This window comes from Cellulomonas sp. PSBB021 (assembly GCF_002240455.1).
Taxonomy (GTDB): domain Bacteria; phylum Actinomycetota; class Actinomycetes; order Actinomycetales; family Cellulomonadaceae; genus Cellulomonas; species Cellulomonas uda.
Genome location: NZ_CP021430.1, coordinates 546,102 through 558,958 on the forward strand (window position 1 = coordinate 546,102; position 12,857 = coordinate 558,958).

Annotated in this window: 14 protein-coding genes and 1 tRNA gene; 9 read left to right on the forward strand and 6 right to left on the reverse strand. The window is 71.6% G+C overall.

Going from position 1 to position 12,857, the window contains the following annotated elements:
* Positions 1–13: 13 nt before the first annotated feature.
* Genes CBP52_RS02470 through CBP52_RS02480 form a run of 3 tightly spaced genes read right to left on the reverse strand, consistent with a single transcriptional unit; the run spans position 14 to position 1,553 of the window.
* Complete coding sequence (locus tag CBP52_RS02470; protein WP_157732477.1) at positions 14–925, reverse strand: hypothetical protein; 912 nt, start codon at positions 923–925, stop codon at positions 14–16.
* A 29-nt stretch (positions 926–954) separates the two neighbouring features.
* A complete protein-coding gene (locus CBP52_RS02475) occupies positions 955–1,260 on the reverse strand; it encodes a hypothetical protein (protein ID WP_157732478.1) in 306 nt (101 codons plus the stop codon).
* On the reverse strand, positions 1,257–1,553 hold the full coding sequence (locus CBP52_RS02480; RefSeq protein WP_094179684.1) for a hypothetical protein: 297 nt from the start codon (positions 1,551–1,553) through the stop codon (positions 1,257–1,259). Before CBP52_RS02480 ends, CBP52_RS02475 begins: the two co-directional genes overlap by 4 nt.
* A 203-nt stretch (positions 1,554–1,756) precedes the next feature.
* On the opposite strand from CBP52_RS02480, the gene CBP52_RS17455 reads away from it, so the two are divergent.
* From CBP52_RS17455 to CBP52_RS18640, 3 genes are read left to right on the forward strand one after another with little or no spacing between them, the layout of a single operon-like run.
* Positions 1,757–1,939 carry a hypothetical protein gene (locus tag CBP52_RS17455; RefSeq protein WP_157732479.1) on the forward strand — a complete coding sequence of 61 codons (183 nt, stop codon included), beginning with the start codon at positions 1,757–1,759 and terminating at the stop codon, positions 1,937–1,939.
* A 59-nt stretch (positions 1,940–1,998) separates the two neighbouring features.
* Entirely contained in the window at positions 1,999–2,700 is a 702-nt protein-coding gene (locus tag CBP52_RS02485; protein ID WP_157732480.1) for a DUF2637 domain-containing protein, read from the forward strand.
* Positions 2,693–2,818, forward strand: coding sequence for a helix-turn-helix domain-containing protein (locus CBP52_RS18640; protein ID WP_157732481.1), 126 nt, complete (start codon positions 2,693–2,695; stop codon positions 2,816–2,818). Before CBP52_RS02485 ends, CBP52_RS18640 begins: the two co-directional genes overlap by 8 nt.
* Before the next feature lie 463 nt (positions 2,819–3,281).
* Here CBP52_RS18640 and CBP52_RS02495 read toward each other — a convergent pair.
* Positions 3,282–3,352, reverse strand: a tRNA-Gly gene (locus tag CBP52_RS02495).
* 311 nt (positions 3,353–3,663) lie between these two features.
* Here CBP52_RS02495 and tig point away from each other — a divergent pair.
* The 6 genes from tig (at position 3,664) to CBP52_RS02525 (ending at position 9,947) form a co-directional block, all read left to right on the forward strand.
* Entirely contained in the window at positions 3,664–5,025 is a 1,362-nt protein-coding gene (gene tig, locus CBP52_RS02500; RefSeq protein ID WP_094179687.1) for a trigger factor, read from the forward strand.
* A 204-nt stretch (positions 5,026–5,229) separates the two neighbouring features.
* On the forward strand, positions 5,230–5,826 hold the full coding sequence (locus CBP52_RS02505) for an ATP-dependent Clp protease proteolytic subunit (RefSeq protein ID WP_166772124.1): 597 nt from the start codon (positions 5,230–5,232) through the stop codon (positions 5,824–5,826).
* Positions 5,827–5,851: 25 nt separating this feature from the next.
* Positions 5,852–6,556 (forward strand): ATP-dependent Clp protease proteolytic subunit, encoded by a 705-nt coding sequence (locus tag CBP52_RS02510; protein WP_094179689.1) that lies wholly within the window; start codon positions 5,852–5,854, stop codon positions 6,554–6,556.
* A gap of 337 nt (positions 6,557–6,893) precedes the next feature.
* Positions 6,894–8,159, forward strand: a complete 1,266-nt coding sequence (gene clpX, locus CBP52_RS02515) for an ATP-dependent Clp protease ATP-binding subunit ClpX (protein WP_094179690.1) — start codon at positions 6,894–6,896, stop codon at positions 8,157–8,159.
* Between the two features lie 102 nt (positions 8,160–8,261).
* Positions 8,262–8,576, forward strand: coding sequence for a chorismate mutase (locus CBP52_RS02520; protein ID WP_232514738.1), 315 nt, complete (start codon positions 8,262–8,264; stop codon positions 8,574–8,576).
* A gap of 168 nt (positions 8,577–8,744) precedes the next feature.
* Positions 8,745–9,947, forward strand: coding sequence for a hypothetical protein (locus CBP52_RS02525; RefSeq protein ID WP_094179692.1), 1,203 nt, complete (start codon positions 8,745–8,747; stop codon positions 9,945–9,947).
* A 66-nt stretch (positions 9,948–10,013) separates the two neighbouring features.
* Here the strand turns inward: CBP52_RS02525 and CBP52_RS02530 are convergent, their stop codons facing one another.
* Positions 10,014–11,834 carry a long-chain fatty acid--CoA ligase gene (locus CBP52_RS02530; RefSeq protein WP_094179693.1) on the reverse strand — a complete coding sequence of 607 codons (1,821 nt, stop codon included), beginning with the start codon at positions 11,832–11,834 and terminating at the stop codon, positions 10,014–10,016.
* A 96-nt stretch (positions 11,835–11,930) separates the two neighbouring features.
* A complete protein-coding gene (locus CBP52_RS02535; RefSeq protein ID WP_094182078.1) occupies positions 11,931–12,800 on the reverse strand; it encodes an aldo/keto reductase in 870 nt (289 codons plus the stop codon).
* Positions 12,801–12,857: the final 57 nt, after the last annotated feature.

The window sequence follows — 12,857 nt, forward strand, 5'->3', positions numbered from 1 at the left end:
TGGACGCTCCCGCTCACGCAGGCGGCGTCCAGCGCTCTTCGGGCGGTGGCGCCGGGAGCCAGTGCTCCTCTTGTCCATCTCCCACATGGACCGCAGCCGACGTCGCGCCCAACAGGCCGATCGCCTGCAACGTGTCGACTCGGCCAAGGAACGCAGTGCGGTTCGCGCCGCCGATGCGCACGATGGGTTCGAGTTCTCGGCTCGTCGTAGCTTCAATACGCCGCAGGGCGGAGCGTGCCTCCGGCGAGAGTTGCGGGAGAAGCGCCGCGCGCGCGACGGGGTCAAAGTCGGCAATCGGTACAGGCAGGCTCCGGATCTCGCTCAGGAGTCTGAACTCGTCGCGAAGTGCTTCATTCTCCTCACGACGTGCTGCTGCGGCCTCGCGTCGAGCCGCATGGCGGGTCAGCTCGGCGGCGCTCTCTCGTCGACTTGCGTCGGCGTTCGCTGAGCGCCAGGCCGCGACCGGGTTGACGAGGAACTGGAGGATCGTCGCGATGGCCGACGGGTCGGCCACCTGCTTTGCGATTGCTGACGTGACCTCGACCGGGCTCCCATATCCGACTCGCGTTATCTCGACGAGTTCGTCGATGCGAATGTTGAGCGCGTCGACGGCCGACCGCAGTCTCGGGCTCGGGTGGGAGCCGGGCACCTGCATCGTGGCAATGCCGCGCACCAGCGGTTCGATGTCGACCCCGCGGGACTCCAGTTGTTCGAGCCAAGTATCGGGTGCCAGACGCGTCCCGAACGGTCGCTGATTCCGAAGCATGTCGACCACGATCGCGAGACGAAGCGCGATGCTCACGGAGTCGATGAGGCGTGCGACGACCACGCCGGGAAGGTGCGGCGGTGCGTCGAGAGTCACGCGCACGAGGCGGGGACCAGTGGTCGTTTGCACGCTCGCGGCTCGCAACGTCGACTTCGCCATGGCTGGAAGTATGCCGGGTGGGCTGGTGCTCAGTCCCACCAGCCTGTTAGCGGGTCCCTGGCGGCGACGACGGCCGCAATCGCGTCCCTGAACGCTGCGATGGCGCCGTCGCCGGGGTTCAGTCGCGCTTCGACGAGCACGGCACGCAGCGAAGCGTCTCCACGGTCGTAGCCGAGCCGGTACACCTGGCAGCACCGGACGTGCCGCACTGCCAGCACTTTGAGGTCCTGGGCGTCCGGGGCGGGGTAACTCGCCAACCACGGAGCCGGTAGCCGCCAGCCTTCGGTGACGTCGACAGAACCCGCGCGCGGTGCGCCCCGACGCTGCCCGGTCATGGCGTCGACGGAGCGGACGATGAGGCGGGCTCGGCGCTCGGCCGGCGGGTGCGCGGCTTGCGGTCCCGAGCACCTACGGGACGGCCGATAGCGGGCCGCTCGAGACCGGCGAGGCTCTCGGGTCGCCAGACGTGCGCGGTCCCGATGGTCGCGTCGGGGGCGGGGAGCCAGGTGCCGAGTGCGGTGCGGAGCGTGGACCTCGCGATGCCCCACTGCTGCGCGAGCGCGGCCATGGTGACGAACCCCGACGGGTCAGGGGTGGGGGTGGGGAGCGCGCGGTCGGTCGTCGTCATACCCACAGGGTACCCGTTAAGGCCAACAGGTCTGTCGGTGTAGTCAGGTGCAGTGGTCTACAACACCAACACACATGACGGTGTTGTAAGCCCGATGACCTCACCTTCCACGGTGACCCGGACCAGACCAGGAGGCCCCGATGACCCAGCGATTCGAAGCTCGACGCACCCGGTCCGGCCGTGTCGTGGCCGTAGGTGCACCGATGGACCTCGCCGACGCGCCCGGGGAGACCGTCGAGCTCGTGGCGCCGGACGCCACGCAGACCGCGACCGCGCGGCTCGTCGGCATCGGCCGCACATGGACCGACCGCACCAGCGGCCACCCTCGCGAACTCGCGTACGGCTACGTGGACGCGAGCACCTTGACCGCTTCGGACGCGGCGTGACGGCCATGAGCGCCGCCGCGCTCGGAGCCCAGACCAACCCGACCCACAGGAGGCAGCAGATGAGCACTCAGACCCCGAAGCCGAGTCGCCGCCGGCTCGCCGTGAAGCTCAACGCGGACTCGCGCGTCCTCGTCTACGGGACGGTCGCGCTCGTTACCGCGCTGGCTGTCACCAGCCTCATCGCGTCGTTCAGCGGGCTCCTGTCGGTGGCTGACTGGGCGCGGCTCGACCCGCGCCTGCGGTGGACCGTGCCCGTGATGCTCGACGGCGCCATCACGGTCTACACGGCAGCGGCGCTCATCCGCCGGGCGCGTGGCGAGAGCACCCGACTGGCTTGGGCGGGTGTCATCGCCGGGACGCTGCTCAGCGCGTCAGCGAACGCAGTCCACGTCCTGCTCTCCGGGGAGACCCCGGACGCACCGTGGATCCGCGGCGTCGGCGCTGGAATCGCCGCACTGAGCCCGGTCCTCGCAGCCCTGGCCGTGCACCAGCTGGCGGACCTGGCGGTGGCTGGCCCGGACGAGGAACTCGCGCCCACGCGCCGGTCTCGCCGCTCCCAGCCCCATTCCGTCCAGGCAGTTCTGACAGCCGCGTCCTCGTCCCCCGACCCCCACGGTTCCCGCACCCGCCGCTGGGACCGGACCACAGACCGACCCCCTAGCCGTGGCGGTCAGTGGACGTGCCGAGGCGGGGCGTGCTGTGAGCGCGAGTTCGGTGTCGAGGGCAGAGACGAGGGCGCGCATTCTCGAGCTCGTGGCTGAGGAGCCGGGGCTGAGCAACCGTGCGATTGCGGCCAAGTGCGGAACGTCGCATTCCACCGTGGCCCGCGTTCTGGAAAATGCGGACGTGCGCCGTGGGGGCCTTGTGGCCGTCGGGTAGCGCGAAAAGTTCCGTCCGGTCAGCTTTGTACACAGCTCGCGGGTGCTGTCGGCGCACTCATGGGACGCGAGCCACGACGTCGCGAACCTGTCGAAGCGCTGATGGGACGCGGCGGGGTCGTGCCACCCGCCGCGGTTCCGTTCACGGGCGACGTCATCGAGCCACGCGCGCGCGTCGTCGTACGACTCGAACCGCGTTGTCTCGTGGACGCGCTTCCCGTCGGCCCCTGGGTAGTACGCCTGCCACCAGCCCGCCTGGGGCTTCACGCCACCGAACGGTCGTGGCACGGCGGGCACCTCCCCGGGGGTGTGTAGATAGGCAGTCTGCGCCCAGTCTCGGTATCGACTCGGTACTGAGTGGGTACCGGAACACGCTACAACGGCCCAACTCGGTATCGAAAGTGACTTGCCGTGTTTCATCGGACAGGCGCCAGAAACGTCCTCTGACCTGCGGATTTACGGGGAGCGGACGACGGGAATCGAACCCGCGTAGCCAGTTTGGAAGACTGGGGCTCTACCATTGAGCTACGTCCGCACAGGCCGCACAGGTGCGACCGGCGGCGTCAAGGGTACCGGCTCGTTCCGGTCCGTCCGAACCGCCCCGGGTCAGGTCCCGGGGCGACCGCTCGGGGGCCGGCCGCCGCGAGGTGGCGGCCGGTCTGTGATTCGTCCGTGCTCCGGCGCGTGACGTACCATCGAGGGTCGCCCGTGCGCGCCTCAGCCCTTGAGCGCCTCAGCCCTTGAGCCCGACCTCATGGACCTGACCTCGAGCCTGTCGCCGCGCCCGCGCCCTCGCACCGCCGCCGGGAACGGCGAAACCACCCCGATCAGTTGGAGAGCATCGAAGTGAAGAGCGCCGTCGAGACCCTGGAGCCGACGAAGGTCAAGCTGACCGTCGAGGTGACGTACGACGAGCTCCGCCCGAGCATCGAGCACGCGTACCAGCACATCGCGGAGCAGGTGACGGTGCCGGGCTTCCGCAAGGGCAAGGTGCCGCCGCGCATCATCGACCAGCGCGTCGGCCGTCCGGCGGTCATCGAGCACGCGGTGAACGAGGGTCTGGGCGGCTTCTACGCCGAGGCGGTGCGCGAGAACAAGCTGCGTCCCCTCGGTCAGCCCGAGGTCGAGGTCACCAAGGTCCCCGGCCTCGTGGCCGGCGAGGAGGAGGGCGAGCTGCACTTCTCCGCCGAGGTCGAGGTGCGCCCCGAGCTCGAGCTCCCCGCGCTGGACGGCCTGGCCATCGAGGTCGAGGGCGTCGAGGTCGAGGACGCGGACGTCGAGGGCCGTCTCGACGCGCTGCGTGAGCGCTTCGGCACGCTCGTGGGCGTGGACGCCCCGGCGGAGGCCGGCAACTTCGTCGTGATCGACCTGGTCGCGAAGATCGACGACGCCGAGGTCGACTCGGTGTCCGGCGTGAGCTACCAGATCGGCTCGGGCAACATGCTCGAGGGTCTGGACGAGGCGCTGACGGGCCTGTCGGCGGGCGAGACGACGACGTTCGAGACCGAGCTGGCCGGTGGCGAGCACGCGGGCGAGAAGGCCCAGGTCACGGTGACGGCGACGACCGTCAAGGAGCGTCAGCTGCCCGACGCCGACGACGACTTCGCGCAGCTCGCGTCCGAGTTCGACACGCTGGACGAGCTGAAGGCGGACCTGCGCGAGCAGGCCGCGCGCATCAAGGTCTCCAACCAGGCGGTGCAGGCGCGTGACCTGCTCGTCGAGAAGCTCGTCGAGAGCATCGAGATCCCCGTGCCGTCGGGCGTCGTCGAGGCCGAAGTGCACCGTCACCTCGAGTCCGAGGGCCGCCTGGACGACGACGAGCACCGCACCGAGGTCACGGAGCAGGCGCAGACCGCGCTGCGCAACCAGATCCTGCTGGACACGCTCGCCGAGAAGCTCGAGGTGAAGGTCTCGCAGCAGGAGCTCGTCGAGTACCTCGTGCAGGCGTCGCGTCAGTACGGCATGGACCCGAACACGTTCATCAAGACCCTCGACGAGGGCGGCCAGATCCCGGCGATGGTGGCCGAGGTCGCGCGCTCCAAGTCGATCGCCGTCGCGCTGCGCCAGGTGACGGTCACGGACCCGTCGGGTGCCGCGGTGGACCTGTCCGACTTCATCGGCACCGACGAGGACGACGCGGCCGAGTCGCAGGACGACGCCGCCGCTGCCGCCGCGGTCGCCGACGCGGCCGTGGACGCGACCGCCTGAGGTCGCCCCGCTCCACCGGGAGCCCCGTCGCCGCACGCCGGTGACGGGGCTCTCGTCGTCCCGGCCCGCACCCGCCGCGCGCGTGCTGCGCCGACAGCGAAACGGGCCGTGGCCGGGCCGGATCTGCGGCGGCCGGGCGTTAGTGTCACTGCGACGCAAGGATGCCGCTTCGACCAAGGAGCCTTCGTGAACGACTTCCCGGCCATGGCCCGGGCCGACTCTCCCGGACTCGGCCTGAACGACCACATCTACAACCGGCTGCTGCGCGAGCGGATCATCTGGCTCGGTTCCGAGGTGCGCGACGAGAACGCGAACGCGATCTGCGCGCAGATGATGCTCCTGGCCGCGGAGGACCCGGACAAGGACATCTGGCTGTACATCAACTCGCCCGGCGGCTCGATCACGGCCGGCATGGCGATCTACGACACCATGCAGTACATCAAGCCGGACGTGGCGACGATCGCGATGGGCATGGCGGCCTCGATGGGGCAGTTCCTGCTCTCGTCGGGCGCCAAGGGCAAGCGCTACGCGACGCCCCACGCGCGGGTGATGATGCACCAGCCCTCGGGCGGCATCGGCGGCACCGCGACGGACGTGCGCATCAACGCGCAGCTGATCCTGCACATGAAGACGGTGCTCGCGGAGCTGACCGCCGCGCAGACGGGCAAGAGCGTCGAGCAGATCAACGCGGACGCCGACCGTGACCGCTGGTTCACCGCCCCGGAGGCGCTCGAGTACGGGTTCATCGACCACGTGGTCGAGGCCGCGAGCTCCGTCACGGGCCGCGGCGGGACCGCCTGAGCCTTCGAGACCGCGAGGAGATCCAGTGAGCACCGAGTCCCAGTTCATCGCCCGCGCGGGCGCGCTGGCCGGCGGCTTCGGCCGTCCGGCGGCCGCCGCGCCGTCCGCCCGTTACGTGCTGCCCCAGTTCGAGGAGCGCACCGCCTACGGCTTCAAGCGGCAGGACCCGTACACCAAGCTGTTCGAGGACCGCATCATCTTCCTCGGCGTGCAGGTGGACGACGCCTCGGCCGACGACGTCATGGCGCAGCTCCTGGTGCTGGAGAGCACCGACCCGGACCGCGACATCACGCTGTACATCAACTCGCCCGGTGGCTCGTTCACCGCGCTGACGGCGATCTACGACACGATGCAGTACATCAAGCCGCAGATCGCGACCGTCTGCCTCGGGCAGGCCGCGTCCGCGGCGGCCGTGCTGCTCGCGGCGGGCACGCCGGGCAAGCGCCTGGCGCTGCCCAACGCGCGCGTGCTGATCCACCAGCCCGCGATGGAGGGCGGCGGGTACGCGCAGGCGTCCGACATCGAGATCCACGCCAACGAGCTCATCCGCATGCGCGAGTGGCTCGAGGAGACGATCGCCCACCACACGGGGCGGGACGTCGAGGCGGTCCGTCAGGACATCGAGCGCGACAAGATCCTCACCGCGCAGCAGGCGCTGGAGTACGGACTCGTCGACCAGGTGCTCGCGAGCCGCAAGGGCGCGCGCCCGACGGTCATCGAGCCCTCCTGACGACGTACCGCGCGTGACGACCTCGGCGGGTGCGGACGGGTGATCCTGCCCGGCCGCACCCGCCGTCGTCGCTCCTGACGGCGGGTGCGGCAGGGCCGCCGACGCGTCCGATATCCCAGATCCGGGACGCCGAAACGGTTCAGACGGCCCGGACCGCCCGGACGAGCGAGGACACGCCGCGACACGATGCGGGGTACGCGGGACACGGCGCGCGGCGTAGTGTCCAATGGGACACCGGCGGCGACGCCCGCAGCACGACAGCACGCAGTCGGCAGCAGCCGACGATCGCAAGGACGCAGGCCGCGAGGGGCGGCGCAGCGCGAGGAAGGGACGAGACGTGGCTCGGATCGGGGACGGTGCCGACCTGCTCAAGTGCTCCTTCTGCGGCAAGTCCCAGAAGCAGGTCAAGAAGCTCATCGCCGGGCCCGGCGTGTACATCTGCGACGAGTGCATCGAGCTGTGCAACGAGATCATCGAGGAGGAGCTCGCCGAGGCCAACGAGACGGGCCTGGTCGAGCTGCCGAAGCCGCGCGAGATCTTCGCGTTCCTCGAGCAGTACATCATCGGCCAGGAGTCGGCCAAGCGTGCCCTGTCGGTCGCGGTGTACAACCACTACAAGCGGATCCAGGCCGGCGAGGGCGTGCGCAACGCCGACGACCAGGTCGAGATCGCCAAGTCCAACATCCTGCTCGTCGGCCCCACGGGCACGGGCAAGACGTACCTGGCCCAGACGCTCGCGCGCATGCTCAACGTGCCGTTCGCCCTGGCCGACGCCACCGCGCTGACGGAGGCCGGCTACGTCGGCGAGGACGTCGAGAACATCCTGCTCAAGCTCATCCAGGCCGCCGACTACGACGTCAAGAAGGCCGAGCAGGGCATCATCTACATCGACGAGATCGACAAGATCGCCCGCAAGAGCGAGAACCCGTCGATCACGCGTGACGTCTCGGGCGAGGGCGTCCAGCAGGCGCTGCTGAAGATCATCGAGGGCACGACGGCCTCGGTCCCGCCGCAGGGCGGTCGCAAGCACCCGCACCAGGAGTTCATCCAGATCGACACGTCGAACGTCCTGTTCATCGTGGCGGGGGCGTTCGCAGGGCTCGACGACATCATCGCCGCCCGCGCACGCAAGCGTGTCGTCGGGTTCGGCGCGCCGCTCGTGGACAACCACGAGGAGGGCGACCTGTTCTCCGAGGTCCGCCCCGAGGACCTGCAGAAGTACGGGCTCATCCCCGAGTTCATCGGGCGTCTGCCGGTCGTCGCGGCCGTCGGGCGGCTCGACCAGGACGCGCTCGTGCGGATCCTCACGGAGCCGCGCAACGCGCTCGTCAAGCAGTACCAGCGGATGTTCGAGATCGACGGCGTCGAGCTCGAGTTCGACGAGGAGGCCGTCGCGGCGATCGCGGACCAGGCGCTCCTGCGCGGGACGGGCGCACGCGGTCTGCGCGCCATCATGGAGGAGGTCCTCCAGCAGGTGATGTTCGACGTCCCGAGCCGCGACGACGTCGCACGCGTGCTCATCACGCGCGACGTGGTGCTCGAGAACGTGAACCCGACCCTCGTGCCGCGCGAGAAGCGCCCGCCCCGCGAGAAGAGCGCCTGACCGCGCGGTTCGCGGCCTAGGATCGCGGGCGTGACCGACGCGAGCCGCCCCGCCGAACCCTCTCCTGAGCACGGAGGAGCGTCCGGGGCGCAGCCGTCGGGCATCCCGCCCGAGCTCGCCCGGCTGCGGCACAGCATCGACAACATCGACGCCGCGCTGGTCTACCTGCTCGCGGAGCGGTTCAAGGCGACCAAGCAGGTCGGGGTCCTGAAGGCACAGCGCGGGCTGCCCCCGTCGGACCCGGGTCGCGAGGTGCGGCAGGTCGCGCGCCTGCGTGAGCTCGCGGACCAGGCGGACCTCGACCCGGTGTTCGCGGAGAAGTTCCTGGCGTTCATCGTCGAAGAGGTCATCCGCCACCACGAGGCGATCGCGCAGGACGGCGGGCGCGAACCCGCAGGTGGTGACGCCTCCGGGTGACCGTCCCGCGGCGCCCTCCCGTGGGGCCGTCGCCAGGGGTGGCGTGGGGCGCCAACCTGCGGTTGGTTAGGAGTGGTCAGCGAGGCTCGAGACGCGCGACCGCTGACGTCCGCGTCCCGGGCACCGTCCACTGCACGGCCCACCTCGTGGGCCGAAGGAGGTTGCCGCATGGACCTGCACTGGCTCAAGCCGCTGCTCGGCCGGACGTCGCCGTTCGTCACCGTGTTCCTCGACGCGACGAGAGCAGAGTCGGCGGGGGAGTCGGAGGCGGCGGACCGCTGGAAGGCGGCACGGCGGGAGCTCGAGCGCGAGGGCGCGCCGGGTGCCGTGCTCGACGAGATCGCCGACCTGGTCGCGGTGCCGACGGGCGTGCGAGGACCGCACGGGCGCGTGATCGTGGCGGACGGCCAGGGCGTGCTGGTCGACCGCGTCGTGGGCGAGCCGCCCGCTCGGACGATCGCGACGTTCGGACCGGTGCCCGACCTGCTGCCCGCGGTGCGGGCCGCCGACGAGGCGGTCGAGCTGCTCGTCGTCGCGGTCGACCGCACGGGTGCGGACCTCGTGTGGAAGTCCGCGGGCGGTGCCCGCCCCGGCGTGGGCGAGGACGGCGAACCGCTGCACGAGAGCGTCGAGGGCGGTCACGACGACGTGCACAAGACCCGGGAGAACGGGCTGTCGCGGCGCAACCAGTCGCGGGCCGAGGACTCGTGGCAGCGCAACGCCGAGGAGGTGGCGGCGTTCCTGGACAAGCGCGTCGCGGAACGCACCCCCGAGCTCGTCGTGCTCACCGGCGACGTGCGTGCGGTCGCGCTCGTGTGCGAGAAGGTCGGCCAGCAGGTCCGCGAGCTCGTCGTCGAGGTGCCCGGCGGGGCGCGCGGCGCCGGGGCGAAGCCGGACGCGTTCGCACAGCGCGTGCGGGCCGCGGTGGACGAGCTGCGCGCGCGTCGCCGTCACGCGGTGCTGGACCGGTTCGGCCAGGCGCTGGGGCGCGGCGAGGCCGCGGTGACCTCCCTCGACGACGTCGTCGAGGTGCTGCGCCGGGGACAGGTCGCCGAGCTGGTGCTCGGTGACGGGGCGCTCGGCGCGTTGCAGGAGCGTGAGGTGCTCGTCGGCCTGCAGCCGCTCGAGCTCGCGACCAACCAGGCCGACCTCGACACGCTGGGCGTCGCGGACGGTCGACGGTACCCGGCGGTCGTCGCGCTCGTGCGGGCTGCGCTCGCGCAGGACGCGGGCGTGACGTTCGCCCCGGACGGGGCCGCCGAGCTGGCGGACGGCGTCGGGGCGCTCCTGCGGTGGTCGGACGAGTCCACACCGAGCGAGCAGCTGCTGACGCAGTCGGCCGACGCGCGGCGCGTGCGCACGATCCCGTAGCGCACGCGCTCGGCTGCGGCGTCACGGGCCGCGCGTCCCCACCGAGGGCGCGCGGCCCGAGCCGTCTCAGTCCCGCGCGGTCCCGCGGGTGTCCGTGTAGAGCTCCTCGATCTGCGGGGCGAAGTCCGCGAGCACGCGGGTGCGCTTCACCTTGAGCGACGGCGTGAGGTAGCCGTTCGCCTCCGTGAGGTCGGTCGGCAGCACGGCGATCTTGCGGATGGACTCGGCACGCGAGACCGCCTCGTTGGCCCGGGCCACCGCGCGGTCGAGCGCCTCCAGCACGGCGGGGTGCTCACCGGCGGTGACGACGTCCATGGCCGGCAGGCCGTGGTTCGCGAGCCACCCGGGCAGCATCTCCGCGTCCAGCGTCACGAGCGCCCCGATGAACGGCCGCTGGTCGCCGACGACCACGACCTGGCTGACGATCGGGTGCCCGCGCAGGCGGTCCTCGAGCACCGCCGGGGCCACGTTCTTGCCGCCCGCGGTCACGATGATCTCCTTGGAGCGGCCGGTGATGCGCAGGTACCCGTCCTCGTCGAGCGAGCCGAGGTCGCCCGTGCGGAACCAGCCGTCGACGAGCGCGGCCTTCGTCGCCTCCTCGTCGTGCCGGTACCCGCGGAAGACGTGCGGACCTGCGACCCAGATCTCGCCCGCCTCGTCGACGCGCACCTGGGTCCCCGGGAACGCGGGACCCACCGTGCCGACCTTGGTGAGACGCGGCAGGTTGACCGCGGTGGGCGCGGTCGTCTCCGTGAGCCCGTAGCCCTCGAGGACCCGCACGCCGATCCCACGGAAGAAGTGCCCCAGCCGGTCGCCGAGCGGCGCACCACCGGAGATGGCCCACTCGACATGGCCGCCCAGCGCCGCGCGGAGCTTCGCGTGCACGAGGCGCCCCGCGAGCCGGTGCTGCGTGCGCAGCGCGGCGCCCGGCCCCGCGGGCGTGTCGAGGGCGCGTGAGTACTGGATCGCGACCTTCGCCGCCCAGCGGAACACCCGCAGCGCGGCGCCCGAGCCGGCCTTCTGCTCGGCCGAGTTGTAGACCTTCTCGAACACGCGCGGCACGGCCAGCAGGAACGTGGGACGGAACGACGCGAGGTCGGGCAGGAGGTTGCGCGTGTCGGGCGTGTGCCCGAGCACCGCGCCGGACGGGACGCACAGCACCTGGATGAACCGCGCGAACACGTGCGCGAGCGGCAGGAACAGCAGCGTGCGCGAGTGGGGCTGCGCGTACACCTCGCCGAGGTCGTCGATGCCGAGCAGGCAGACCGCGACGAAGTTGCCGTGCGTGAGCTCGACACCCTTCGGGCGGCCGGTGGTGCCGGAGGTGTAGATCACGGTCGCGAGGTCGTCGCGGCCGGCGAGCGCGCTGCGCCGCTCGATCTCGGCGTCGGGCACGTCGTGGCCGGACACGACGAGCTGCTCGAGCGCGCCGGCGTCGATCACGAGGACCTCGCGCAGCCCGGGCAGGTCGTCACGCACGCTCTCGACGACGGCGGCGTGCGCCTCCGTCTCCGCGACGAGCAGGCGGATGCCCGCGTCCGCGCAGATCCAGCGCACCTGCTCCGCGGAGTCGGTCTCGTACACCGGCACGCCGACCGCGCCCGCGGACCACACCGCGAAGTCGAGCACCGTCCACTCGTACCGGGTGCGCGACATGATGCCGACCCGGTCGCCCGGTGCGATGCCGCGGGCCACGAGGCCCTTGGCCACCGCGGTGACCTCTGCGACGAACCCGCGGACCGTCACGGGCGTCCACGCGGAGCCCAGGCCCGACGAGCGCTCGGCGAACGTGCCGTCGGGGTCGCGCGCGAGTCGCTGCGCGAGCATGCCGGGGATGGAACGAGGGGCGTCGGCGGGCAGCGTCGACGGCGAGGTGCTGGGGGACATGTCTCTCTCCGTGGGGGTACGACGAGACCCTACCGCTCGGTTACCGGGCGGTAGCCTCGCGCGCTCGTCGGCCCGCGGTGTGCCGCCGGCCGTCGCTCAGAGCTCCTCGTAGACCGCCGGGTCCTGGTCGTTGGTGCGGCCGTCCGGCCGCGACAGCCCGCTGATCGCGGCGACCTCGTCGGGCGACAGCGTGAAGTCGAACACCGCGAGGTTCTCCCTGCGGCGCTCGGCCGAGCCCGACTTCGGCAGCGGCACCGCACCCAGCTCGACGTGCCAGCGCAGCACCACCTGGCCGGGTGTGCGGCCGTGCGCGCGGGCGACCTCCTGGATCACCGGCTCCTCGAGCAGCGGTCCGCGGGCCAGCGGGCTCCACGACTGCGTGAGCACGCCGCGCGCCTCGTCGGCGCCCCGCTGCTCCGGCTGCGCGAAGTGCGGGTGCAGCTCCACCTGGTTCACGGTCGGCAGCTCACCCGTGAGGCGCTTCAGCGAGTCGAGGTGCTCGGGCAGGAAGTTCGAGACGCCGACCGACCGGACCAGGCCGGCGTCCCGGAGCGAGAGCAGCGCCGCGAACGCCTCGGCGTACAGCCCGCGGCCGGGGTTCGGCCAGTGGATGAGGACCAGGTCCCAGTGGTCCAGCCCCGCGCGCAGCAGGGACTCCTGCACGGCCGTGACCGCGTCGTCGTGCCGGTGGTAGCGGCCCGGCAGCTTGGTCTGCAGCACGAGCTCGTCGCGCGGCACACCGGACTGGCGCACGCCCGCGCCGACCGCACCCTCGTTCTCGTAGTTGTACGCGGTGTCGATCAGGCGGTACCCGGCGCCGATCGCGTCGGCCACCGCGTCCCGGCCCGCGAAGCCCTTGAGCGGGTAGGTGCCGAAGCCGATGGCGGGCAGCACCAGGCCGTCGGCCAGCGTACGGGTGGGGACGTCCTCGGGGGCGGTCGGTCGGCTCGGCGAGGTCGAGGTCATGCCCAGCACGCTACGCCCGCAGGTGGGAGACGGGCACGTCGGTGCTCGCCTCCCACC